20 protein-coding genes are annotated in these 23,102 nt (G+C 60.9%); 12 read left to right on the top strand and 8 right to left on the bottom strand.

Annotated features, from left to right (window positions below; genetic code table 11):
• The first annotated feature begins 49 nt into the window (after positions 1–49).
• Positions 50–967: a tRNA 2-thiocytidine(32) synthetase TtcA gene (gene ttcA, locus B3C1_RS04330; protein WP_008483169.1), complete on the top strand. Its 918-nt coding sequence runs from the start codon at positions 50–52 to the stop codon at positions 965–967.
• A 27-nt stretch (positions 968–994) separates the two neighbouring features.
• Here the strand turns inward: ttcA and B3C1_RS04325 are convergent, their stop codons facing one another.
• The 4 genes from B3C1_RS04325 to B3C1_RS04310 all read right to left on the bottom strand — a co-directional run bounded on the left by B3C1_RS04325 (position 995) and on the right by B3C1_RS04310 (position 4,165).
• Positions 995–1,753: a glucosaminidase domain-containing protein gene (locus B3C1_RS04325; protein ID WP_008483168.1), complete on the bottom strand. Its 759-nt coding sequence runs from the start codon at positions 1,751–1,753 to the stop codon at positions 995–997.
• A complete protein-coding gene (locus B3C1_RS04320) occupies positions 1,750–2,484 on the bottom strand; it encodes a YciC family protein (RefSeq protein ID WP_008483165.1) in 735 nt (244 codons plus the stop codon). Before B3C1_RS04320 ends, B3C1_RS04325 begins: the two co-directional genes overlap by 4 nt.
• A complete protein-coding gene (trhO, locus tag B3C1_RS04315; RefSeq protein ID WP_008483164.1) occupies positions 2,477–3,448 on the bottom strand; it encodes an oxygen-dependent tRNA uridine(34) hydroxylase TrhO in 972 nt (323 codons plus the stop codon). Before trhO ends, B3C1_RS04320 begins: the two co-directional genes overlap by 8 nt.
• A gap of 96 nt (positions 3,449–3,544) precedes the next feature.
• Positions 3,545–4,165 carry a LysE family translocator gene (locus B3C1_RS04310; protein ID WP_008483163.1) on the bottom strand — a complete coding sequence of 207 codons (621 nt, stop codon included), beginning with the start codon at positions 4,163–4,165 and terminating at the stop codon, positions 3,545–3,547.
• Between the two features lie 113 nt (positions 4,166–4,278).
• Between B3C1_RS04310 and potA the strand changes: the two genes are divergently transcribed.
• Genes potA through B3C1_RS04290 form a run of 4 tightly spaced genes read left to right on the top strand, consistent with a single transcriptional unit; the run spans position 4,279 to position 8,023 of the window.
• Positions 4,279–5,376, top strand: coding sequence for a spermidine/putrescine ABC transporter ATP-binding protein PotA (gene potA, locus B3C1_RS04305; RefSeq protein WP_008483162.1), 1,098 nt, complete (start codon positions 4,279–4,281; stop codon positions 5,374–5,376).
• Positions 5,366–6,223, top strand: a complete 858-nt coding sequence (gene potB, locus B3C1_RS04300) for a spermidine/putrescine ABC transporter permease PotB (protein WP_008483161.1) — start codon at positions 5,366–5,368, stop codon at positions 6,221–6,223. Before potA ends, potB begins: the two co-directional genes overlap by 11 nt.
• Positions 6,216–6,983, top strand: coding sequence for a spermidine/putrescine ABC transporter permease PotC (gene potC / locus B3C1_RS04295; protein WP_008483159.1), 768 nt, complete (start codon positions 6,216–6,218; stop codon positions 6,981–6,983). The genes potB and potC overlap by 8 nt, the downstream gene beginning before the upstream one ends.
• Positions 6,980–8,023 (top strand): extracellular solute-binding protein, encoded by a 1,044-nt coding sequence (locus tag B3C1_RS04290; protein ID WP_008483156.1) that lies wholly within the window; start codon positions 6,980–6,982, stop codon positions 8,021–8,023. Before potC ends, B3C1_RS04290 begins: the two co-directional genes overlap by 4 nt.
• A gap of 182 nt (positions 8,024–8,205) precedes the next feature.
• On the opposite strand, the gene B3C1_RS04285 is transcribed toward B3C1_RS04290, so the two are convergent.
• Complete coding sequence (locus tag B3C1_RS04285; protein WP_008483155.1) at positions 8,206–9,099, bottom strand: LysR family transcriptional regulator; 894 nt, start codon at positions 9,097–9,099, stop codon at positions 8,206–8,208.
• 557 nt (positions 9,100–9,656) lie between these two features.
• Between B3C1_RS04285 and B3C1_RS04280 the strand changes: the two genes are divergently transcribed.
• The gene (locus B3C1_RS04280) at positions 9,657–11,252 is read left to right on the top strand and encodes an MFS transporter (protein WP_008483154.1); all 1,596 of its coding nucleotides are present in this window, start codon (positions 9,657–9,659) and stop codon (positions 11,250–11,252) included.
• Positions 11,253–11,526: 274 nt separating this feature from the next.
• Here the strand turns inward: B3C1_RS04280 and B3C1_RS04275 are convergent, their stop codons facing one another.
• A complete protein-coding gene (locus B3C1_RS04275; RefSeq protein WP_008483153.1) occupies positions 11,527–12,414 on the bottom strand; it encodes a LysR family transcriptional regulator in 888 nt (295 codons plus the stop codon).
• 116 nt (positions 12,415–12,530) lie between these two features.
• Here B3C1_RS04275 and B3C1_RS04270 point away from each other — a divergent pair, with 116 nt between their 5' ends.
• The 3 genes from B3C1_RS04270 to B3C1_RS19275 all read left to right on the top strand — a co-directional run bounded on the left by B3C1_RS04270 (position 12,531) and on the right by B3C1_RS19275 (position 16,167).
• Entirely contained in the window at positions 12,531–13,724 is a 1,194-nt protein-coding gene (locus B3C1_RS04270; RefSeq protein ID WP_008483152.1) for a serine hydrolase domain-containing protein, read from the top strand.
• Complete coding sequence (locus B3C1_RS04265) at positions 13,721–14,938, top strand: MFS transporter (RefSeq protein ID WP_008483151.1); 1,218 nt, start codon at positions 13,721–13,723, stop codon at positions 14,936–14,938. The genes B3C1_RS04270 and B3C1_RS04265 overlap by 4 nt, the downstream gene beginning before the upstream one ends.
• Before the next feature lie 305 nt (positions 14,939–15,243).
• Positions 15,244–16,167 carry an alpha/beta fold hydrolase gene (locus B3C1_RS19275; protein WP_008483150.1) on the top strand — a complete coding sequence of 308 codons (924 nt, stop codon included), beginning with the start codon at positions 15,244–15,246 and terminating at the stop codon, positions 16,165–16,167.
• On the opposite strand, the gene cobB is transcribed toward B3C1_RS19275, so the two are convergent.
• Positions 16,145–16,894, bottom strand: a complete 750-nt coding sequence (cobB, locus tag B3C1_RS04255) for a Sir2 family NAD+-dependent deacetylase (RefSeq protein ID WP_419177193.1) — start codon at positions 16,892–16,894, stop codon at positions 16,145–16,147. The genes B3C1_RS19275 and cobB overlap by 23 nt on opposite strands.
• Before the next feature lie 131 nt (positions 16,895–17,025).
• Between cobB and B3C1_RS04250 the strand changes: the two genes are divergently transcribed.
• Positions 17,026–17,691, top strand: a complete 666-nt coding sequence (locus tag B3C1_RS04250; protein WP_051012878.1) for a response regulator transcription factor — start codon at positions 17,026–17,028, stop codon at positions 17,689–17,691.
• Here the strand turns inward: B3C1_RS04250 and B3C1_RS04245 are convergent.
• Positions 17,627–20,962 carry a PAS domain-containing hybrid sensor histidine kinase/response regulator gene (locus tag B3C1_RS04245; protein WP_008483146.1) on the bottom strand — a complete coding sequence of 1,112 codons (3,336 nt, stop codon included), beginning with the start codon at positions 20,960–20,962 and terminating at the stop codon, positions 17,627–17,629. The genes B3C1_RS04250 and B3C1_RS04245 overlap by 65 nt on opposite strands.
• 133 nt (positions 20,963–21,095) lie before the next feature.
• Here B3C1_RS04245 and B3C1_RS04240 point away from each other — a divergent pair, with 133 nt between their 5' ends.
• Positions 21,096–21,407 (top strand): DUF485 domain-containing protein, encoded by a 312-nt coding sequence (locus B3C1_RS04240; protein ID WP_008483145.1) that lies wholly within the window; start codon positions 21,096–21,098, stop codon positions 21,405–21,407.
• Positions 21,404–23,065 carry a cation acetate symporter gene (locus tag B3C1_RS04235; RefSeq protein ID WP_008483143.1) on the top strand — a complete coding sequence of 554 codons (1,662 nt, stop codon included), beginning with the start codon at positions 21,404–21,406 and terminating at the stop codon, positions 23,063–23,065. The genes B3C1_RS04240 and B3C1_RS04235 overlap by 4 nt, the downstream gene beginning before the upstream one ends.
• Positions 23,066–23,102: the final 37 nt, after the last annotated feature.

The raw sequence follows: 23,102 nt of genomic DNA, 5'->3' as shown, positions 1-23,102 counted from the left end.
TTCTTTTGCGTATAATAGGCGCCCCGTGAAAGGCAGTGAGGGTGCTGGCATGTCCGGCCAGAAGCAACAATACAACTTCAATAAATTGCAAAAGCGGCTGCGCCGCCATGTTGGCCAGGCCATCAGCGACTTCAACATGATTGAGGATGGCGACAGGATCATGGTCTGCCTGTCCGGCGGCAAGGACTCCTACACCCTGCTGGACATCCTGATGAACCTCAAGGCCTCGGCGCCTATCCATTTCGATCTGGTGGCGGTGAACCTGGACCAGAAACAGCCGGGCTTTCCCGAGCATGTGCTGCCAGGCTACTTGGAAGAGCTGGGGGTGGAATACCTTATCGTCAACGAAGACACCTATTCCATCGTCAAGGAGAAGGTGCCGGAAGGGAAAACCACCTGCTCCCTGTGCTCGCGCCTGCGCCGGGGCATTCTGTACCGTACCGCCACCGAGCTCAAATGCACCAAGGTGGCCCTTGGCCACCACCGTGACGACATCCTCGAGACCCTGCTGCTGAACATGTTCTACGGTGGCAAGCTCAAGGCCATGCCCCCCAAGCTGGTGTCCGACGACGGCAAGCACATGGTGATCCGCCCCCTGGCCTACTGCCGCGAGAAAGACATCATCAAGTACAGCGAAGCCAAGGGCTTTCCCATCATTCCCTGCAACCTGTGCGGCTCCCAGCCCAACCTGCAACGCCAGGTGATCAAGGAAATGCTGCAAAACTGGGACCGCCAGTTCCCCGGCCGCATCGAAACCATGTTCAAGGCCCTGCAAAACGTGGTGCCCTCGCACTTGGCCGACAGCGAACTGTTCGACTTCAAAGGCCTTAGCCGCGACAACGCCCTGGGCCTGGAAGGGGACACCGCCTTTGACCGGGAAAGCTTCAGCAACCCGGTGCCGGAAGACGAAGAGGACGAAGGCCCGACGATCGATCCGGCCCTGACCCTGGCCATCAAGGCCCTCTAATGAAAAACGCGCCCCAGGGCGCGTTTTTTAATCGAACATGTAGCGGCGGTTATGGCCAATCATGTCGGTCAGTTCCCGCACATAGGCCCTGCCCCGCTCCGAATAGCGCCCCAGCCCCTGCACCAGGTTCTCGGCCTTGGGCTCCTGGCCCTTTTGCCGGGCCGTCTCACGGATCTGACGAAGGCCAAGGTAGGCGTTGTTGGTGTTGATGTTGTGGATGTAGCTGCGCACCGACGCCTGGGGGTTGGCAAAGCGCGCCACCTCATGGCTGGCACCGTCTATCCGCTCCTGTGGCACCAGGCCACAGCCCGCCACATAGCACCACTGGCCGAAGAAGTTGTTACCGTCCACCGCAAAGCGGGACGTGCCCCAGGCTGACTCGTTGGCCGCCTGCACCAGCACCAGGGCCACCGGCAACTTGTCCACCCGGCGCAGCAGCTTGGTCTTGGCCGCCTCGTCCAAAGGCGGCGTCAGATCGTAACGGATGGCCAGGCTGTCCAGCCATTGCTGCTCGGCCAGGCTGAGCTTTTTCTTGGCCAGCAGGCTTTTCAAGCGGCTGCGCTCGGTGATGATGCGGGCGTTCTCCGCTTCCACCAGGGGCCGCATGAAGTTGAAGAAGGCTTTTTTCTTCTCGGGGACTTCTTGATACTGGCTGAAATCCGGCACAAGGGCATTGGCCGGCCTGGCATCACGGGCCGGCGCCGGGCCGGCCTGGCGCAACCAGGCCAATACCAGCAACAGCGCCAGCAGCAGGATCAGGGGAAAGCGCAGACTGCGAGCTATCATGCGTTAAACAGGGTCTGTGGTTGGTTGAAGGTCATCCTGAGCTTCACACCGAACAGTTCCCGGTACAGGACGCCGGTGAAGCGAAGGTACAAGGGCCCAAGCCATACCAGGGCCAGCCCGAAACTGAATGCCACCAGCACCACCATCAGCAGCAGCAACAGCTGGCTGATAAGGAAAGCCGGGAAGTAGCGCAGGCAAACCAGTACCGAGGTCTTGATGGCGTTAAGGGGTGACAGCCCCTTGTCGGCCACCAGCATCAGGGCCGGGGCCAGGGCGATTTGCAAAAAGATCCCCGGCACCAGGTAAAAGGCGCTGCCCAGGTTCACCAGCCCCAGGCAAATAAGGGCGGTCAGGCTCAGCAGCGGGCCATGGCGGTACCAGTGCCAAAGCAGTTGGGTAGGCGGCTTGAGGCCTACCACCTGGTGCACCCCCATCAACTTGATGGCGGTGACCGCCGGAGCCAGGGCGGCAGTGGCCAGCAGGTAGGCCAGGGACTGGCCCTGGGCCGTGGCCATCGACCAACCCCCAAGGGCCAGCAGCTCGGCCAGCACCACCACCAGCATCAGGGTGACACCGGTCAACATCAGCACCGGTGCCAGCAGGCTGCGATCTGGTTTAAGGCCGTTTTCTGCCGCTTCCTTAAACACCTGCCCCAGTTGCAGTTTCACTTGCCCCTTGAGGGCCTCTTCGATGGAGCCCCCCAGGTGCAGTACCTTGTCCTGATCACTCATGGCTGTCTTTAAGGGCCTGTTTACGCGCGTCTTTTTCGGCCTTCAGCTCGGCCACGTCAGCGGCAATATGGACCTGGTTACGGGCCTGGGCCAGGGCTATTTGCTTTTGCCGTTCGGCAAAACGTGCCTTCTGCTCATCGCTCATTTCGTCAAAACAATGGGGGCAAGCTACCCCTTGCTGGTAGCGCTCCGAGGCTTTGTCCTGGTCGCTGATGGGGCGGCGGCAGGCATAGCACTGGTCAAAGCTGCCCTGCTCCAAACCGTGCTTGACGGTGACCCGCTGGTCGAACACGAAACATTCCCCTTCCCAGAGGCTCTGCTCAGCCGGCACTTGCTCCAGGTATTTGAGGATGCCCCCTTCCAGGTGGTAGACCTCGTCAAAACCCTGCTCTTTCAGGAAAGCAGTGGATTTCTCACAGCGGATGCCGCCGGTGCAGAACATGGCCACTTTTTTGTGCTTGGCCGGGTCCAGGTGGTCTTTCACATAGGTGGGGAAGTCGCGAAAAGCTTTGGTGTTGGGGTCGATGGCGCCCTTGAAGGTACCCACCGCCACTTCGTAGTCGTTACGGGTGTCCACCAACAGCACTTCGGGGTCGCTGATCAGGGCGTTCCACTGCTCGGGTTTGACATAGGTCCCCACCACTTTGTTGGGGTCGATGCCGCAGACGCCCATGGTCACTATCTCTTTCTTGAGCTTGACCTTGGTGCGGTAGAAGGCCTGCTCCTCGCTGAAGGACTCCTTGTAGCTCATACCGGCAAACTCCGGTTGGTCATCCAAGAAGGTTTTGAGCCTGTCGATGGCCTCGCGGGTACCACAGACGGTACCGTTGATGCCTTCGTCGGCCAGCAGCAAGGTGCCTTTGATGGCGTTGGCGTTCATCAGGTCCAGCAGCGGTTGCTGCAGGGCTTGGTAACGGGGCAGGCGCGCAAATTTGTACAGGGCGGCGACCACAAACTGGCCCATGGCATAGTCCTCTTTTTCGGCTAACCGGCCCGTAAAGCCGGCGCATAACACTAAGGACGCCCAAAGGCGTCCCATTCTTGAATCGTCCGGGGCATTTTACCAGAAAAGGCCGTAAATGAGGCGCCCGGCTAACAGCAGCAGGAAAACCCCCAGCACCCTGTCTATCCAGTAGCCCTTGTCCGCCAGGAAGCGGCCAAGGGGACCGGCGGTCAGCAGCCAGCCCAGCAGCACAAACCACAGGGCCGTGGCCAGCGCCAGGTAGCCAGACACCATCAGCATCTGCATACCCTGGGGGCTGGCGTCCAGTACCGAGCCAAACAGGGCCAGGAAAAAGAGGGTGGCCTTGGGGTTGAGGGCATTGGTCAAAAAGCCCCGGCGAAAGGCTGCCGACGGGCCGGGGGCCAGGCCCCCTTCCCTGTCCAGGGTCATGCCCTTACTGGACATCAGGGCCCCTTTGGCCATCCACAGCAGGTAAAGGGCGGCCACCACCGAGAAGGCCACTTCCAGCCAGTGGTAGGTTTTGAGCAGCAGCGCCACACCGGCCCAGGTGTAGGCCATGTGCACCAAGATGCCGCTCCCTACCCCCAAGGCCACCCACAGGGCGCAGCGACGGCCGAAGGCGATGGCATGGCGGCTGACCACGGCAAAGTCAGGCCCCGGACTGGCAACGGCCAATAAATGGGCGCCGGCCAAGAGCAGAAACTGTTCAAATGTCATAAAAAGGCCGCGAATACAGAAATGTGATGGGCTTTTTACCTTTATTGCCCTTATCAGTGCCAGCCCATTTCATTAAAATGCCGTCTTTTAATGGCTAATTAGCGCTGATTGATATGTCCCTTGCCACAGATAAGCCGCCCGTTGTGGTGCTGAGCGGTGTCGAGAAAGCCTTCGACGGCAAAGCAGTACTGGCCGGCCTGGATCTGGAGATCCGGGACGGCGAGTTCTTCACCATACTGGGCCCCTCCGGTTGCGGTAAGACCACGGCCCTGCGTTTGATTGCAGGCCTGGAAAACGCCGATGCCGGCCGCATCCAGATAGCCGGGGTCGACAACACCCAGCTGCCGGCGGAAAAGCGCAACGTCAACACCGTCTTCCAGAGCTATGCCCTGTTCCCGCATATGACGGTGTTCGAGAACGTGGCCTTTGGCCTGCAGATGCAAAAAGTGCCCAAGGCCGAGCAGCAGCAACGGGTGCTGGACGCTCTGAAGATGGTGCAGCTCGACAGCTTTGCCAAGCGCAAGCCCCATCAGTTGTCCGGCGGCCAGCAGCAGCGGGTGGCCATAGCCAGGGCCGTGGTCAACAAGCCCAAGGTATTGTTGCTGGACGAATCCCTGTCGGCCCTTGACTACAAATTGCGCAAGGCCATGCAATGGGAACTCAAGCAGCTGCAACGGCGCCTGGGTATCACCTTTATCTTCGTGACCCATGACCAGGAAGAAGCCCTGTCCATGTCCGACCGCATTCTGGTGATGAACAATGGCCGCGCCGAACAGCTGGGCACCCCCCGGGAGATCTACGAAACCCCCAGCAGCCTGTTTGTGGCCCGCTTTATTGGCGAGATCAATATCTTCGACGCCACTGTGCTGGGCCATGACGGCACCCACCTGCAGGTGGATATCCTGGGCAAAGCCTTCAATGTCAACGGCAAAGACAGCTTTACCCCAGGCCAGGCGGTCAAGGTGATGCTGCGCCCCGAAGACTTGCGCCTGGACGCCGTAGGCGCCGACCAAGGCCTGCCCGGCCGGGTGGTGGAACGCACCTACAAGGGTGCCACCCTCGATTCGCTGGTGGAGCTGGCGGACGGCAACCGTATCCAGGTGTCGGAATTTTTCGACGAGGACGACCCGGACTTCGACCACAGCCTCAACGAGTCGGTGGTGGTGAGTTGGGTACCCCAGTGGGAGGTGGTACTGGCAGATGAAGCTTAAGTCCTTCAAATTCTGGGCCATTGGCCTTATCAGTGCCTGGCTGCTGGTCTTTGTACTGCTGCCGAACCTGATGATCCTGGGCTCAAGCTTGCTGTCCAAGGGCAGCGACAGCCTGGTGGACCTGCCCCTGACCCTGAGCAGCTACCAGCGACTTTTCGATCCCCTCTATGCCGAGGTGTTGTGGTTGTCGGTGAAGCTGTCGGTGGTGGCCACCGCCATCTGCCTGCTGGTGGGCTACCCCTTTGCCTTTTGCATCGCCAAGCTCAGCCCCAAATGGCGGCCGCTGATGCTGTTTCTGGTGGTGGTGCCCTTTTGGACCAACAGCCTTATTCGCACCTATGCCATCAAGATACTGCTGGGTAAGAAGGGCCTGCTGAACGGCATGCTGATGGGCCTTGGCCTTATCGACAAGGAAATCACCTGGCTTTACAGTAACGGCGCCGTCATCTTCGGCCTGGTCTATATCCTGCTGCCCTTTATGGTACTGCCCCTTTACAGTGCCATCGAGAAACTCGACGGCCGTTACCTGGAGGCGGCTGCGGATCTGGGGGCCGGTAAAATTCGCACCTTTATCCACGTGGTACTGCCCCTGACCATGCCCGGTATCGTCGCCGGCTGCCTGCTGGTGTTCCTGCCGGCCATGGGTATGTTCTATGTGTCGGACATGCTGGGGGGCGGCAAGGACATGCTGGTGGGTAACATCATCAAGCGGCAGATTTTGCTGGTGCAGGACTGGCCCTTCGGCTCGGCCGCCAGTGTGGTGATCACCCTCTTTATGGGCCTGCTGCTGTTCCTTTACTGGCAGGCGGCCAAACGCATCAACCGCCAGGAGGCCCTGGATGGCTAAGTCCCTAAGGGTCGCGGTGCTGGCGCTGGTGCTGGCCTACCTGTACGTACCCATCGGTATCCTTATCGTCAACGCCTTTAACCAGCACCGCTTTGGGCTGGAGTGGAAAGGCTTTACCTTCAAATGGTTCGAGGCCCTTTGGCACAATACCGGCTTGATGACGGCGGCGGGCAATTCGCTGATCATCGCCCTGCTGGCCGCCACCTTCGCCGCCCTTATCGGTACCCTGGCGGCGGTAGCGCTGTTTCGCTACCAGTTCAAGGGCAAAGGCCTGCTGTCGACCCTGCTGTTCGTGGTGATGATGTCCCCGGACATCGTCATGGCGGTGTCCTTCCTGGCCCTGTTTGTGGCCCTTGGCATAGGCCAGGGCTTTTGGCCGCTGCTGTTTGCCCACATCACCTTCTGCCTGCCCTTTGTGGTGGTGACCGTCTATTCCCGGCTCAAGGGCTTTGACGTGCGGATGCTCGAAGCAGCCCGGGACCTGGGTGCCGGCGAATTCGTTGTCTTTCGCAAGATATTGATGCCACTGGCAAAACCTGCCATTGCCGGCGGATGGCTGCTAAGCTTTACCCTGTCGCTGGATGACGTCATCATCTCCAGCTTCGTCACGGGCCCTAGCTTCGACGTGCTGCCCATCAAGATTTTTTCCATGGTCAAGGTTGGCGTCAAACCCGAGGTCAACGCCTTGGCCGTGATCATGCTTGGCGCCTCTTTGGTGCTGGTACTGTTGTCCCAATGGTTAATGAGGGAGAAAAAATGAAAAAACACACTCGCCAATCCCTGGCGGCCCTGGCCATGACCCTAGCGGCGTTTGGGGCTCAGGCCGAAGACAAGGAATTGAACCTCTACGTCTGGTCCGAATACATTCCCGAAGACGTGATTGAGGCCTTTACCAAGGAAACCGGCATCGAGGTGAACCTCACCACCTACGAGTCCAACGAGGCCATGTACGCCAAGCTCAAGCTGACCAACGGCGCCGGCTACGACATCGTGCTGCCGTCCACCTATTACATCAGCATGATGCAAAAGGACGGCCTGCTGCAAAAGCTGGACAAGCAGAAGCTGGGTAACATGAAAAACCTGGACCCGGCCCTGCTGGACAAGAGCTACGATAAGGGCAACCAGTACTCCGTGCCCTACTTCTGGGGGTCCACCTCCATCGGCGTCAACGCCGAGGAGATCGATCCCAAGACCATCACCAGTTGGAAAGATCTGTTCAAGCCCGAATTCAAAGGCCGCCTGCTGCTGACCGACGATGTTCGTGAAGTCTTCCAAATCGGCCTGGCCCTGAACGGCCATTCCGCCAACACCACGGACGAAGCCCAGATCAAGCAGGCCTACGAGACCCTCAAACCGCTGATCGCCAACACCCAGGTGTTCAACTCCGACGCCCCGCGCCTGCCCTACCTGTCCGGTGATGTCGATATCGGCATGATCTGGAACGGCGAGGTCTATATGGCCAACAACGAAGGGGGCAACCTGGCCTATATCTATCCCAAGGAAGGGGCCATCTTCTGGGTCGACTCCTTCGCCGTGCCCTCCCACGCCGAGCACCCGGACGCCGCCCACCGCTTCATCAACTATATGATGCGCCCGGAAGTGGCCAAGGCCTGTGTGGAATACGTGGGTTACGCCACCCCCAACCTGCCCGGCAAGGCGCTGCTGCCCGATGAGCTGAAGAACTCCCCTGTTATCTTCCCGGACGCCGCCACCGTCGCCAAAGGCGAGTTCCAGACTGACGTGGGGGATGCCATCGGCCTCTACGAGTCCTACTGGACCAAACTCAAGACCGGCCAATAAGAGCCAGACAAGAGGCCCCTTCGGGGGCCTTTTTGTTGCCAGTTGCATGCCGCTGGCTGCACCTAAGCCCTCAGTAGGTTGCCGCGAGGGCGCGCGATGGCAGGTATTGTGGGAAATGGGACTATTCCGAGGGCCGTCTATCTGATAGTCACACCGTCTGAACCAATGAGTCGCTTGCCGGTTCAGGGGCCAAGAACCAGCCGCTCAGCCAGGAAGTCCACGAACACTCTCAACTTCGGCAACAGGTGGCGGCTGCTCGGCCATAGGATCGCGAACCTTCCCCCTTCGGTCAGATAGTCGTCTAGCACCGAGGTTAAGGTTCCGGCGGTGATTTGTTCGCGTACTGCAAAATCCGGCAGGTATGCTATCCCCATGCCCCCTACCGCTGCCGAGATGAGCGCCTCCACGTTGTTGAAGGTCAGAGTCCCAGATAGTTGCATAGGCGGATCGGGCTCTCTACTTCTCATCTTCCAATCCTGCAGCAGCCCTGTAGAGGGGAATCTGTAACGTAGACAATCGTGCCAGCGCAGGTCTTCCGGGCTGCTTGGTGCTCCATGAGCAGCGAAGTAAGCCGGGGCGCCCACGAGCACGAAGCGGAACGATCCGAGTTTGCGGGCCTTGAGCAGGGAATTTCCGAAGTCACCGCTGCGGATGACGGCATCGACTCCCTCCGCGACAACGTCGATCATCCGGTCGTTAAAATCCAAGTCCAACTCGATGTTTGGATAGCGGCGCGTGAACTCCGGCAGGATCGGCATCAACATGCGATAGCCCACGGCGGGCAGGCTCACTCGCAACCTACCTCTTGGGGCGTCCGTCAACCGGGAAAGCTCGGCCTCGGCTTCCTCTATCTCTCCGACGATCCGCTGGCAACGCTCGAAGAACAGTGCTCCTTCTTCCGTCAGGCTGATGCGCCGCGTACTCCGGTTGAGCAGACGGACACCGAGCTTGTCTTCCAAACGCGCCACACTCTTACCCACCGCTGACGGGGACAGGCCCAAGCGTTCTCCTGCCGCTACGTAGCTGCGAGCCTCCGCAGCACGGACAAAGGCCAAAAGGCCGCTCAAGCTATCCATGTACCACCTCAATTAAGGACATTGTGTCCTTTTACAACGGAATTGCTGCCTATTTATACGGCATTAAAGCCTTTTTATCATCTACTGGCATCGGCCCAAGCATGTGCCTGGGCGAAAAGGCATCCACCAGCAGGACGTTCCCATGGCTATAGATCCAACGACCAATCCTTATCGACAAGGCAGGCCCATACCGACCGTCCTTGCCTTAATCACAAGACGGCTCGCCTACCCACCCCTGCTTGCTTTGACGCTACCTGCTTTCGGTTGGTCACTGCCCGTTTCTACGCCGATCGCGCCACGCGCGTTCGTAACACCGGCATTGTTGATCGCCGGGCAGATGAGTACGCCGGACCCGGTGTTTGCATGCGAAGAACAGCAAAGGCGCTGCCCTGTGGGTTTCAAGGTCGATAAAGAGGTATTCGCCAAAACTGGCTTAGAGGGAGCCACAGGTACCCTGCAGGTTGGCGAACGATTCTGGGTAGTCAGCTGCACCGGAGAACGAGTCGCATCCTTCGCAAGATGTGCCGGCGGCTGCCTGCAGCAGATGGGGGGGCAAGATGCCAGAACTCGGTAGGGACAGGTCCGCTAAGGTCAGCAGTGTTTCGGTGCTCGTGGCAGTTTGCCTTGCTGTCCTGGTTCTTCCTCTCAGCTTCTCAGGCGGCGCCATTGCTACGCCAGCAATAGCTCGTGACCTGGGTGGTGGAGCGCTGGAACTGAATTGGATCACCAACGCTTTTATGTTGAGTTTCGGCAGTTCCCTGATGGCTGCTGGTACACTGGCCGATGGATTTGGTCGAAAGCGGCTCTTCACGATCGGGATAGTCTTATTTGCCGTCCTGTCTCTTGCTATCGGCTGGGCGCCCAACATCATCTGGCTTGATGTATTGCGCGCCATACAGGGGATAGCAGCCGCTGCAACGCTTTCCGGCGGTTCGGCAACATTGGCGCAGCTATACGAGGGGAAGGCGCGCACCCGTGCATTTAGCCTTCTTGGTACGAGCTTTGGTGTCGGGCTTGCTATCGGCCCGGTACTCGCCGGCCTGTTGCTGGATCGCTTTGGTTGGCGCTCGGTCTTTCTTTCCGGTGCAATCATCGGCGTACTGGTGCTGATGTTCGGGATCCCCCGCATGAAGGAATCGCGCGATCCCGATGCCAAGGGGCTGGACTGGCTAGGAACGCTCACCTTCACGGCAACACTCATGACCTTCACTTGGGGTGTACTCCAGGCACCCAAAAGTGGATGGTCAAGTCCACTGGTGTTGCTCCTGCTGGCCGGCTCGGTGGCATTTCTGGCCGGGTTCGTCGCGGTGGAGTGGCGAGCTGACCGGCCAATGCTCGACTTGTCGCTATTTCGGTACCCAAGATTCGTTGGCGTACAGCTGCTGCCCATCGCCACCTGTTATTGCTATGTCGTACTGCTCGTTCTGCTGCCTATACGATTTATTGGCATCGACGAACATAGTGAAATTGATGCTGGCCTGACAATGATCGCATTGTCGGCGCCCATGCTGGTGATGCCGTCACTGGCGGCATCGTTAACTCGGTGGCTCTCTCCCGGTGTCATATCCGCCCTTGGTCTACTGATCGCGGGACTTGGACTCTTCCTCCTAAGCCAAGTTGGGATCGGTCAAGCTTCGCAGGATGCCATCCTTCCGATGATCGTGATTGGCCTCGGCACCGGGCTGCCCTGGGGATTAATGGACGGGTTATCGGTGAGCCTTGTGCCAAAGGAAAGAGCCGGCATGGCGACAGGCATTTTCAGCACGACGCGCGTAGCCGGTGAAGGTATCGCACTCGCTATGGTCAGCACATTTCTGGCGTCATTGACGCAAGCAAGACTGTCCCGGCTTGCGCTCGAAAACGATATTGAGCAGCGGCCCATTCCCATGGCTGCCCAGCATCTGGCAACAGGTGATATGGGCCACGCCCTCGCGCTTTTACCACAAGTCAGCAGATCATTGCTTGCAGATGCCTATACCCATGCGTTTCAGATGCTGATGTATCTGCTGATCGCAATCACTTTGGTTTCAGCCGTCGTCGTCTTTGTCGTTCTTGGCAAAAACGAGAAGGTCACGGCGGATCCCGGCTCAGGGGAGCAGCCATCTGGCAGTGACGTTGCGCCGCCTCATACCGATATACAACCTGAAAACTAGCCGGTGATGCGCTGAAATAGCGTCATCTTCGCTGTTCCTGGCCGTCGCCGAAGGGCGCCATTTCCCCGCGCAGCAAGTAAGCGGCACATCGAGCAATGGCCACAGTCGCGTGTCATCAAGAAACTGAGGGAAGAACTGGCCGTGGTGCTGTTCGACGGCATCACGCCTAGCGGCGCTGTTCGCGCGCTACCGGCAGGAGGAACCAGAAATCGAAATCCGCCTGCGCCTAGGCCATAGCAGCTACCTTGGCCTAGGGATTTGGCTTGGGGCTGGTTCAGGCCGGAAATACCCGGGCGCAAAGGAAGTCGATAAAGGCGCGGATCTTCGGCGAGGGATGCTTGCTGGCAGGCCAGAGCACATGGAAAACGCCGCTGCGCTCGGCATAGTCGGCCAGGACGGTGCGCAGCCGTCCATCCGCCAGAGGCTCTCTAACCGAGAAGGCCGGCAAGTAGGCGATGCCCAAGCCCTGCAAGGCGAAACACAGGCGGGTCTCGATGTTGTTGCAGATCATCGAGGTCGGCAAGGTCAACTCGGGCTCACCGGCTGTGCGGCGCAGCGCCCAGGGTTCTAGCTTGCCACTGTTGGGGAAACGGTAGTGCAGGCAGCTGTGTGCCAGTAGATCGGCCGGGGTTTGGGGTACGCCTCGGCGCGCCAGGTAGTCGGGCGACGCCACCAGCACCGAGCGAAAAGCGCCCAGCCGGCGGGCCGACAGGCGCGAGTCGGTCGGCTCGCCGGTCCTGACCACGGAATCGAAACCTTCCTCAATCACATCCACCAGTCGGTCGGAGAAATCCAAGTCCAGCTCGATTTCCGGGTATTGGCCCATGAACTCGCCCAGTACCGGCAGCACCAGCGAGCTGACCAGAGGCAGGCTGACCCTTAAGCGGCCTCGGGGCGCCGCCGTCGCCTGGGAAAGCTCCAGTTCTGCGGCCTCAATCTCGGCGAGGATGCGGCGGCTGCGCTCCAGGAACAGCGTGCCCTCGGCAGTCAGGGTGACACTGCGCGTGCTGCGGTGAAAAAGGCGCACACCGAGCTTTTCTTCCAGCCGGGCCACGCTCTTGCCGACGGCAGATGCCGACACTCCCAGCAGTCGGCCGGCCGCGACGAAGCTGCGGGTTTCGGCCACCTGTACAAACACCGTAAAGCCACTGAGGCTGTCCATGGGAACCCTCCATTGCGGACAAAAAGCTCCGCCCAATAGGGAACTCTACCCCACTTTTTCTTCAATCACAGGCTCTTTATGGTGACGCCTGGACCCAATGATGAAAGGAAGTACCAGTGGTAACTTATGCACATTCCCTGCGCGCCGGCGTCCCGTCGGCCGAGCTATCCGTTGCTATCCAGACCGTGGTAGAGCAGGCCCTGGACCAGCAGCGCCTGGTCGGCGCCGTGGTGCTGGTGGCCCGCAACGGCGAGCTGATCCATCAACAGGCCGCCGGCTGGGCCGACCGAGAAAGCCGCCGGGCCATGACCACCGATACGGTCTTTCGCCTGGCATCCGTCAGTAAACCCATCGTCTGTGCCGCCGCCCTGGTGCTGGTGGCACAAGGGCGACTCGTTCTCGACCAGAACATCGACCACCTGTTGCCAGAATTCCGGCCAGCCCTGGCTGATGGTCGCCCTGCCCGTATTACGGTACGGCAACTGCTCAGCCATACCGCCGGGCTGGGCTACCGCTTCTTCGAGGCCGATACCGAGGGGCCTTATGCCCAGGCCGGTGTGTCGGACGGCATGGATGGGTCCGGTATCAGCCTTGAAGAGAACCTGCGGCGTATCGGCAGCGTGCCGCTGCTCTACGCGCCGGGCACTGCCTGGGGCTACTCGTTGGCGACCGACGTCCTGGGGGCGGTAATCGAACGGGTGCAAGGCGTGCCGCTCAATGTGGCCGTGCGCCAGTTGGTGACAGGCCCTTTGGCCATGGCCGATACCGATTTTTTCGCCCCCTGCCCTGAGCGCGTGGCAACGGCCTATGTCAGTGGCGCCCCTGAGCCTCATCGACTGGCAGAAGGCGAAACCGTGGCCGTTTTCGAAGGCACTGTCGGTATCCCCTACAGCCCAGGCCGCATCTTTGACAGCCAGGCCTTCCCCTCAGGCGGCGCTGGCATGGCCGGCACGGCAGGGGACTTCCTGCGGCTACTGGAAGCCTTGCGCCAAGACGGCGGCGCCCTGCTACCTGGCGAACTGGTGGCAGAAATGGCCCGGGACCAAACCCAAGGCCGCGAACTGCCAGCTGCCCCGGGCTTTGGCTTTGGGCTGGGATTCTCGGTACTGCGCGACCCTGAACTGGCCATGTCCCCCGAGTCCGAGGGGACCTGGCGTTGGGGCGGCGCCTATGGGCATTCCTGGTTTGTAGACCGGGCCCAAGGGCTCAGCGTGGTCGCCTTTACCAACACCTTGTACGAAGGCATGTCCGGCCGCTTCGTCACCGATCTGCGCGATGCCGTCTATGGCGCCCTGGAGGCCGGCCTATGAGTACCGTTACCGGTGACCGCCTGCCGCTGGCGGCACTGCTGGCCCTGGCCATGGCCGGTTTTATTACCATCCTGACCGAAGCGCTGCCGGCCGGACTGCTGGTGCAGATGGCAAAAGGCCTGGCGGTGTCCGAGGCCTGGGCCGGCCAGACCGTCACCATCTATGCCTTAGGCTCGTTGGTGGCGGCCATGCCGCTCACCGCCGCGACCCAGGGTATGCGGCGGCGACCGCTGTTGCTGGCGGCCATCGCCGGTTTCGTCCTCGCCAATACCGTTACCGCCTTTTCTGGCAACTATGCCCTGACCATGGTGGCGCGCTTCCTGGCAGGGGTGTCGGCCGGGCTGGTCTGGGCGCTACTGGCAGGCTATGCCGCGCGTATGGTACCCGAGCATCAAAAGGGCCGGGCCATTGCCATCGCCATGGTCGGTACCCCTTTGGCCCTGTCCCTGGGCGTGCCGGCCGGCACCTTGCTTGGCAAGCTCATGGGCTGGCGGCTGTGTTTTGCCATCATGAGTTTGCTGGCACTGGTGCTTATGGTGTGGGTACGCCTCAAGGTGCCGGACTTCGCCGGGCAGGCCGCAGGCAAACGGCGGTCCTTGGGGCAGGTGTTCACCTTGGCCGGGGTGCGGCCGGTGCTGCTTGTGGTACTGGCCTTCGTGCTGGCCCACAACATCCTCTACACCTACATCGCTCCCTTGCTGGGGGCGGCAGGCATGGCCGAACGGACGGACTTGGCGCTGCTGGTGTTCGGTGTCACCTCCTTGCTGGGTATTGGGATTGTCGGTGTCTTGATAGACCGCCACCTGCGCGCCTTGACCCTTATCAGCACCATGCTGTTTGGCCTGGCTGCGCTGGCCCTTGGTCTGGCGGGCGATGCCCCTGCCCTGGTGTATGGGGCTGTGGCTGCCTGGGGGCTCGCCTTCGGCGGCGCGGCGACGCTGTTCCAGACGGCACTGGCGAAAACGGCGGGAGACGCCGCCGATGTGGCCCAGTCGATGCTGGTTACCGCCTGGAACATGGCGATTGCCGGGGGCGGCATGGTAGGCGGCGTGCTGCTGCAACGCCTGGGCGCCGGCGCATTCGCACCGGCGGTGCTGGGACTGCTGGCGGCAACGCTGGTGGTGGTATGGGCCGCCAGGCGCCATGGTTTTCCTGCTCCCAAAGGGGCAGGCAGGGCTAACCCAGGCACACCGGGCCGGCAAAGGGCGTCGTAACTATGGGCCTGGCAGCCTTTATAGCCGAAAACAACAAGGGTGGCGCGGGCAAGGCCCGCCACTAGAACAGCGCTGATAACGGCAAGACGCCGTGAACTATTGGGCTTTAGCCGCCGCCCCCCGGCCGTCATCGCAGCCATGAGGCCAGGCAGGTTTTCCAAGGCTCTGATGTCGCTTGCCATCGGCCCTGAAACCATTGGCCCAGATAGGGTTGCAAGGCCCATCTGTTTTGCATGAAAGGCTTGATACCGGCTCCTCTTTTTTTCCTATGCTTGAAACATAAGGGGTCAGCCAAGGGGTGCCTTATGGTCAAGCGGTTGCTGTGGTGGCTGAGCCTGATACTGCTGGTGGTATTGGGCCTGTCCTATCGACACTATCTGGCGTTCCAGGAAGACGCCTTCGCCAAATGGGCCATGGACAGCCAACTGACACAGACCCCCCAGGGGCCGGTGGAATTTCAACGCAAGGGTGCCGGCATACCGCTGCTGCAGTTTCACGGCACCCCCTCCAGTTACCGGGGTAACCTCAACTTCCCCATCTACCAGTCCCTGTTTGACCAGGGCTTTGAGCTTATCTCCCCCAGCCGCCCCGGCTACATGCGCACGCCTCTTAGCACCGGGCGCACCCCGGCCGCCCAGGCCGACGCCTTCTCGGCCCTGGTCAGCCAACTGGGGTATGACAAGGTGGTGGTGGTGGGTATTTCCGGCGGCGGCCCCTCGGCCCTGGCCTTTGCCGAGCGCCATCCCGATCAATGCCGGGCCCTGGTGCTGATAGAGGCCCTGGCCCTGCCCATAGACGCCAACGCCCAGGATCTGTCTTCCTACGCCCGCTTACTGACTTTGGTGCTGGACCACAACTTCCTGGCCTGGCTGGTGGCCAGCCCGCTATTCAGCCATTTTTTGCCAGAAGGGCCTCAACAGCAGATGAGCGAGGAATTTGCCGAATACCTAGCCATGTTCCCCCACTTTGAGGCGGGGATGCGCAATGACGCCGAGCAGTTCAAACGTCTGGCTCCCCTGCCACCGCAGTTGACCCCCTGCCCGACCCTGATCCTCCATGGCCTGGACGATCAGGTGGTGCCCTTTGACAACGCCACCGCCATGCTGGCGCAGATCCCAGGGGCCAAACTGGTGCCCTTCAAGGGGGCGGGCCATGAGCTGTTCTACAGCCACGCCGCCCAGATAAGCCAGGCGGTGGCGGACTTCGTTAAGACGCCCCGCGCCCCATGAGTTCAGCCACCAGTTTGGGTACCTCGACGGTGGCACTGCCCCGGCGGTGCTCGTCGAATCGGTGGCTGATATGGGAGCTATCGGCGTTGATCTCGATGCAATAGGCCCCCTGGGAACGGGCCTCGTCCACAAAGCCTGCCGCCGGATACACCTGCCCCGAGGTGCCGATGGCCACAAAAAGGTCGCACTGGGCCAGGGCGTGGAAAATGCGGTCCAGCCCCAAGGGCATTTCTCCAAACCAGACCACATGGGGGCGCAGGGGTTGGGCCGGTACGCAGCAGGTGCAGAGGCTATCTTCGCTCAAGGGCTCGGTGACCCGAAACAGCTGGCCGCTCTTGACGCAGCGGGCCTTGGCCAGCTCCCCGTGCATGTGCAGCAGGTGATGGCTGCCGGCCCGCTCGTGCAGATCGTCGATGTTCTGGGTGATAAGCAAGGTGCCGGCAATGGCCTTTTCGAGCTGGGCCAGGGCCAGGTGGGCGGCATTGGGCGCTACCTCTGGCAGCTGGGCCCGGCGGGCGTTGTAAAAGCGCTGCACCAGGGCCGGATCGCGGTGGAAGGCCTCGGGGGTGGCCACCTCTTCCAGGCGGTGGGACTCCCAAAGCCCGCCCTGATCCCTGAAGGTCTGGATCCCCGATTCAGCGCTGATCCCGGCACCGGTCAGCACCACTATTTGCCGAAATTGGCCTTCCTTCACGACAAGCTCCCTTTTATCAACATGGTTACACAAACCATAAAAATGTTTATTTTCAAATTATTAGGCTTTATTTCATTACACTTTGGCAGTAATGGCCGCACTCTTTTTTTACCAGCCCAATACCGATACACTCAAGCGGCAGCCCTTAGAGATCGAATAATTAGATGAACCAGGTCCATATCCTGATAGCAGACGATCACCCTTTGTTCCGGGCAGCCATCCGGCTGACCATTGCCGCTGCCCTGCCAGACAGCACCATTAGCGAGGCTTGCGACGTCCAGGCCATGGAAAGCGCCATAGTGGCGCAGATGCCGGATCTGGTGTTGCTGGACCTGAGTATGCCGGGGGCCAACGGCTTTTCCAGCCTGATTCAATTGCGCCAGCATCACCCGGCTCTGCCGGTGGTGGTGGTGTCAGCCCACGAGGACGATGCCAGCGTCAGCCGTGCTTACCACCACGGCGCCCAGGGCTTTGTACCCAAGTCCGCCGACAGCAGTGCCATCGCCGACGCCCTGCAAAGCGTGCTGGCCGGCAACCACTGGTTTCCGCCGGGCTTTGTCCCCGAGCCGCCTTCACAGCAGGAGTCCAAACTGGCCGAGGGCCTGGCGGCCCTGACCCCACAGCAGTACAAGGTGTTGGTGATGTTCGCCGACGGCCTGCTGAACAAGCAGATCGCTTACGAACTGGGGGTGTCGGAGGCCACTATCAAGGCCCACGCCACCGCCATCTTCCGCAAGCTGGACGTGCGCAACCGCACCCAGGCCGTTATCGCCTTGCAGAGCCTCGGGCCAGTGCCTGATCCATCATGGCACGCAGCGCCGCCGGCTTGACCATCTTGGCCATAAAGCCAAAACCGGCCTGCTGGGTTTCACTGATCAATTCCTGACGGGTGTCGGCGGTGATCAGGATCCCCGGCAGGCTGCCACCCCGCTCCTTTCGCAAAAGTTGCATTACCGACAGGCCATCGTCGCCGCCGTCCAGGTGGTAGTCGGCCAGCACCATGTCGATAGACTCGTTGGCCATCACCGCCTGGGCTTCTTCACGGCTGCGGGCGGTGCTGACCTTCATGTTCCAGCCGGTCAGCAGGGAGCGCATGGCCTCGAGAATGGCTTTTTCATTGTCGATGCACAGTACATGGCGACCGGTCAGGGCCCGGCCATTGACCGGGATCAGCGCCGGCGCCTGGGTGCTGGGCTTTTGCCCCCTTGGCACCCGCACCGAAAACACCGAGCCACGGCCTTCCCAGGAGCGCACCGCCAAGGTGTGGCCGAGGATACGGCTCATCCTGTCGGCTATGGCCAGGCCCAGGCCCAGGCCTTTTTCCCCTTTGTCGAAGCGCTTGAACTCTTCGAAGATGCTGGCCAGGTGCTCCTGGGCGATGCCCGGGCCGGTGTCCCAGACCTCGATACACAGATCCCGGCCCTGGTGGCGGGCCCCCAGCAGCACCTTGCCGCCCTTGGCGTAGCGAAAGGCGTTGGTAAGGAAGTTTTGGATGATGCGCCTTAGCAGCATCTTGTCCGAGTCCACCACCGCCTTGGAGCCCACCCACTGGAAGCTTATCTGCTGCTCCACGGCCAGGGCCTTGAACTCGTGGGCCAGGTTGCCCAGCAGTTCGTCCAGGGGGAAGTTGACCCGGCGCACCTTCATGGTGCCGGCGTCCAGCTTGGAAATGTCCAGCAGATCGGTCAGCAGTTCCCCTGCCGCTTTCAAGGACGCCTTGGTGTTGTCCAGCAGCAAGGCCTGCTCGGACTCGGGCTCGGTACGCTGCAACAGCGCCGAGACAAAGAGCCGGGCGGCGTTCAACGGCTGCATCAGGTCGTGGCCGCAGGCGGCCAGAAAGCGGCTCTTGCCCTGGTTAGCCTTGTCGGCGGCGGCCTTGGCCGCCACCAGCTCGCGGGTCCGCTCCGCCACCCGCGCTTCCAGTTCTTCGTTGGCGTTTTTCAGCACCCGCTCGGCGTCCCGGTAGGGGGTGATGTCGGAGAAGGTCATCACAAAGCCGCCGTTGGGCATGGGGTTGCCTTGCAGCTTGATCACCCGTCCGTCCGGGCGTTCCCGCTCTGAGCTGTGGGGGCTGCCCATCTTCATGAAGTTGACCCGCCGGTCCACATGCTCGGCCACCGAGCCCCGGCCGCACCAGCCCCTCTCGGCATTAAAGCGAATAAGGTCAGCCACCGGCCGCCCGGCATAGATAAAGCCGGGGGGATACTCGAACAGCTCCAGGTAGCGCCGGTTCCAGGCCACCAGGTTCAAGTCCCTGTCCACCACCGACATGCCCTCGGAGGCGTGCTCTATGGCCCCTTGCAACAGATCCCGGGAAAAATGCAGCTGCTCTGTGGCTTCGTCTACCAGGGTGACCACTTCGTCCAGGCCGATATCTCGCCCTTCCATGGCCGAGCGCAATACCAAGGCGGCGCTGGAGGCCCCTATCACCGAGGCCATCAGCCGTTCGGCTTCACTTAACAGCTCGTCTGGGCTGAGCCTGGGCATGGCTTGGAGGGTTATGCCCTGGTCGCGCATAAAGCGCCTTAGCATCTGTTCGGCCCGCTCAGGCCCCACAAAACGGCTGACCAACAGCCGCAGGTCGGTGACGCTCAGGTAGCCTTGGTGCTTGCTGCCGGCAGGCCTATGGGCCACGAAAGCGGCGGCTTGCAGTCGGTCGCGCACCCCGGCGCGCATGGCCATGGACGCCAGCACATAGGTCATGGCGTTAACCAGCAGGGATATGACGATGGCATAGCTCGACAGCATCACCGAGCTTAACGACCACCAGATGGCAAAACCGGCCACCAACCCCAGGAAAACCCCCTTGCGGTGACCTTGGCTCCAATAAAGCCCCCCCACCAGAGCCGGCGCCAGCTGGGCAAAGGCGCCAAAGGCAAAGAGGCCAAAACCGGCCAGCTGTTCCTGCTGGCCCAGCAGCCAATAGGTGGCAAAGCCCAGGGCCAGCAACACCAGGATGATAAAGCGGCGAATACGCAGCAGCAGGGTGGAAAAGCGCTCGAAATTGCGCCCGGCCATCTTGCCGGTGCGCAGCATCAACGGGATCACCAGTTCGTTGGAGACCATGATGGCAATGGTCACCGCCGCCATCACCACCATGGAAGTGGACGCCGAGATGGCCCCCAGCAGCGCCAGGGCCGCAACCCAGGGGTGGCCTTGGGCCAAGGGCAGGGAGATCACAAAGCCGTCCGGGCTCTGGCTGGCATCACCGATCAGGCTACCGGCCATGGCCAGGGGCAGTACCGGCAGGGCCATCAGTACCAGGTAGAGGGAGAAGATCCAGCGGGCGCTTTTCAGGTCCCGCTGTTCCTGGCTTTCCACCACCATCACGTGAAAAAGCCGTGGCAAGCAGACAAAGGCGCAGGCCCCCACCAGGCTCTGGGCCAACACGGCACTGAGGGAGGAATTGGGTTCGCGGCCTACGCTCTCGTTGATAACCGACTGGGTGATGAGTTCGCCAAAGCCGTCGAAAGCCCCATAGACCACCACCAAGGCCACTGTCACCAGGGCTACCAGCTTGATGACCGACTCGAAGGCCATGGCCAGCATCAACCCCGGGTGGTGTTCGGTGGCGTCCAGTTTGCGGGTACCAAAAAGGGAGGCAAAGAGCACCAGGGAGATGGCCACCGACGCCGCTATGGCGGTCTCCGGCAGCTGCGACTCCCCCGCCAACAAGCCAAAGCCCATCACCATGGCTTTTAGCTGCAGGGCGATATAGGGCAGGCTGGCGACGATGGCAATCAAGGTGACGGTAACGGCCAGCAGCTGGGATTTACCGTAACGGGCCGCCAGAAAGTCGGCCACCGAGGTGATGCGCTGGGCATGGGACACCCTGACCAGCTTCTTGAGCATGGGGTAGCCGAAGGCAAAAAGGCAGATGGGGCCAAGGTAGACCGGCAGGAAAGACCAGAGGCTGTGATAGGCCTGGCCGACGGTGCCCAAAAAGCTCCAGGACGAGCAGTACACCGCCAACGACAAGGCATAAATCAGCTTGCGGCTCGGCGCCGAATAGACCCTGTGTCCCCGGTCGCCCCAATAGGCAATCGCAAACAGCAACACCAGGTAACCCAGCGCCCAACACACCATCAACCACAACGGCATCGAAAAACCTCCCAAATCCAGGCCTCCTTTTTACCACAGCCCCGTATTTTGGGGGGGTTCGACTAAAGTCGACTGGCTGAAGCAGGGCGATCCTGACTAAGTTGTGAACGACCTGTAAACAAGGAGTTCCATCATGGACCATCCGCTATACGAAAAAATACACAGCAGCAAGCGATTCCAGGACATGGTGGCGCGACGCGAGCGCTTTGCATGGATTTTGTCAGCCGTCATGCTGGTGATTTACTTCGCCTTTATCCTGATCATCGCTTTCAGTCCCGCCACTCTGGGTACTCCCATCAGTAAGGGCTCTGTGGTGACCTGGGGTATCCCCTTCGGCCTTGGCGTTATCATCAGCGCCTTCGTGCTGACCGGCATCTACGTGCGCAAGTCCAACCGTGAGTTTGACACCGAGAATGCCACCGTCATCGAGGAGGCCAAGAAATGAGAAAGCTCCCAACACTGGCGGCAGCGGCAACCCTGCTGCTGCCGGGCCTGGCCATGGCGGCCGGCGCCATAGAGGGGGAAGTGCAAAAGCAGCCCCTTAACACCCACGCCATCATCATGTTCCTGGTGTTCGTGGCCCTGACCCTGGGCATCACCTGGTGGTCGGCCAAGCATACCAAGAGCACCTCCGATTACTATGCCGCCGGTGGCGGTATCACTGGTTTTCAAAACGGCCTGGCCATTGCCGGTGACTACATGTCGGCGGCCTCCTTCCTGGGGATCTCCGGCTTGGTCTACCTGTCCGGATTTGACGGCCTTATTTACTCCATCGGCTTTCTGGTGGGCTGGCCGCTCATTCTGTTTTTGATAGCAGAACGCCTGCGTAACCTCGGCCGCTATACCTTTGCCGACGTGGCCTCCTATCGCCTCAAGCAAAAGCCCATCCGCACCCTGGCCGCCTCCGGCTCCCTGGCGGTGGTAGCCCTGTACCTTATCGCCCAGATGGTGGGTGCCGGTAAGCTCATCCAACTGCTGTTCGGCCTGCCCTACAGCTATGCGGTGGTGCTGGTGGGTGTGCTGATGGTGCTGTACGTGACCTTCGGCGGCATGCTGGCCACCACCTGGGTGCAGATCATCAAGGCGGTGCTGCTGCTGTTCGGGGCAACGTTCATCGCCATCATGGTGCTCAACCATGTGGGCTTCAGTCCTGAGCACCTCTTTGAAGAAGCGGTCAAAGTACACCCCAAAGGGGAAGCCATCATGGCCCCGGGCGGCCTGGTCTCCGACCCCGTCTCTGCCATCTCCCTGGGTATTGCCCTGATGTTCGGTACCGCCGGCCTGCCCCATATCCTGATGCGTTTCTTCACCGTGGGTGACGCCAAGGAAGCCCGCAAGTCGGTGTTCTATGCCACAGGCTTTATCGGCTACTTCTACATCCTGACCTTTATCATCGGTTTTGGTGCCATCTTGCTGGTGTCCACCAATGCCGAGTTCAAGGATGCGGCCGGTGCCCTCTTGGGCGGCAACAACATGGCGGCGGTGCACCTGTCCAAAGCCGTGGGCGGCGACCTGTTCTACGGCTTTATCTCTGCCGTGGCCTTCGCCACCATACTGGCGGTGGTCTCCGGCCTGACCCTGGCTGGCGCCTCTGCGGTATCGCACGATCTGTACGCCAGCGTGTTCCGCCACGGCCAAGCCTCCGAGCGTGAAGAACTCAAAGTGTCCCGCATGGCCACCATCGCCCTTGGGGTGGTCGCCATCCTGCTGGGTATCGCCTTTGAGAAACAGAACATCGCCTTCATGGTGGGCCTGGCCTTCGCCATCGCCGCTTCCACCAACTTCCCGGTGCTGTTCCTGTCCATGTACTGGTCACGCCTGACCACCCGTGGCGCCAAAATTGGCGGCTGGATGGGCCTTGTCACCGCCGTAACCCTGGTGATCATCGGGCCTACCGTCTGGGTGGCGGTACTGGGCTTTGAAGAAGCCATCTTCCCCTACAAGTACCCTGCCCTGTTCTCTGTGGTGGTGGCCTTCGTGGGGACCTGGTTCTTCAGCGTCACCGACAAGTCCGAGGCGGCCGAAGAAGAGCGTGCCCGCTTTATCCCGCAGTTTGTGCGCTGCCACACCGGGGTTGGAGCAGCCGGCGCCGCCGAGCACTGAACAACCCGCCAACGGCATTGAAAACCCGGCTTCGGCC

It is taken from the genome of Gallaecimonas xiamenensis 3-C-1 (assembly GCF_000299915.1).
Lineage (GTDB): Bacteria > Pseudomonadota > Gammaproteobacteria > Enterobacterales > Gallaecimonadaceae > Gallaecimonas > Gallaecimonas xiamenensis.
The sequence above is the reverse complement of the archived record's forward strand: the minus strand, read 5'-3'. Positions and strand labels throughout refer to the sequence as shown.

Coding starts and splice junctions, on each gene's coding strand:
- ttcA (WP_008483169.1), top strand. CDS start 50: ATGTCCGGCCAGAAGCAACAATACAACTTCAATAAATTGCAAAAGCGG.
- B3C1_RS04325 (WP_008483168.1), bottom strand. CDS start 1,753: ATGATAGCTCGCAGTCTGCGCTTTCCCCTGATCCTGCTGCTGGCGCTG.
- B3C1_RS04320 (WP_008483165.1), bottom strand. CDS start 2,484: ATGAGTGATCAGGACAAGGTACTGCACCTGGGGGGCTCCATCGAAGAG.
- trhO (WP_008483164.1), bottom strand. CDS start 3,448: ATGGGCCAGTTTGTGGTCGCCGCCCTGTACAAATTTGCGCGCCTGCCC.
- B3C1_RS04310 (WP_008483163.1), bottom strand. CDS start 4,165: ATGACATTTGAACAGTTTCTGCTCTTGGCCGGCGCCCATTTATTGGCC.
- potA (WP_008483162.1), top strand. CDS start 4,279: ATGTCCCTTGCCACAGATAAGCCGCCCGTTGTGGTGCTGAGCGGTGTC.
- potB (WP_008483161.1), top strand. CDS start 5,366: ATGAAGCTTAAGTCCTTCAAATTCTGGGCCATTGGCCTTATCAGTGCC.
- potC (WP_008483159.1), top strand. CDS start 6,216: ATGGCTAAGTCCCTAAGGGTCGCGGTGCTGGCGCTGGTGCTGGCCTAC.
- B3C1_RS04290 (WP_008483156.1), top strand. CDS start 6,980: ATGAAAAAACACACTCGCCAATCCCTGGCGGCCCTGGCCATGACCCTA.
- B3C1_RS04285 (WP_008483155.1), bottom strand. CDS start 9,099: ATGGATAGCTTGAGCGGCCTTTTGGCCTTTGTCCGTGCTGCGGAGGCT.
- B3C1_RS04280 (WP_008483154.1), top strand. CDS start 9,657: ATGCCAGAACTCGGTAGGGACAGGTCCGCTAAGGTCAGCAGTGTTTCG.
- B3C1_RS04275 (WP_008483153.1), bottom strand. CDS start 12,414: ATGGACAGCCTCAGTGGCTTTACGGTGTTTGTACAGGTGGCCGAAACC.
- B3C1_RS04265 (WP_008483151.1), top strand. CDS start 13,721: ATGAGTACCGTTACCGGTGACCGCCTGCCGCTGGCGGCACTGCTGGCC.
- B3C1_RS19275 (WP_008483150.1), top strand. CDS start 15,244: ATGGTCAAGCGGTTGCTGTGGTGGCTGAGCCTGATACTGCTGGTGGTA.
- B3C1_RS04250 (WP_051012878.1), top strand. CDS start 17,026: ATGAACCAGGTCCATATCCTGATAGCAGACGATCACCCTTTGTTCCGG.
- B3C1_RS04245 (WP_008483146.1), bottom strand. CDS start 20,962: ATGCCGTTGTGGTTGATGGTGTGTTGGGCGCTGGGTTACCTGGTGTTG.
- B3C1_RS04240 (WP_008483145.1), top strand. CDS start 21,096: ATGGACCATCCGCTATACGAAAAAATACACAGCAGCAAGCGATTCCAG.
- B3C1_RS04235 (WP_008483143.1), top strand. CDS start 21,404: ATGAGAAAGCTCCCAACACTGGCGGCAGCGGCAACCCTGCTGCTGCCG.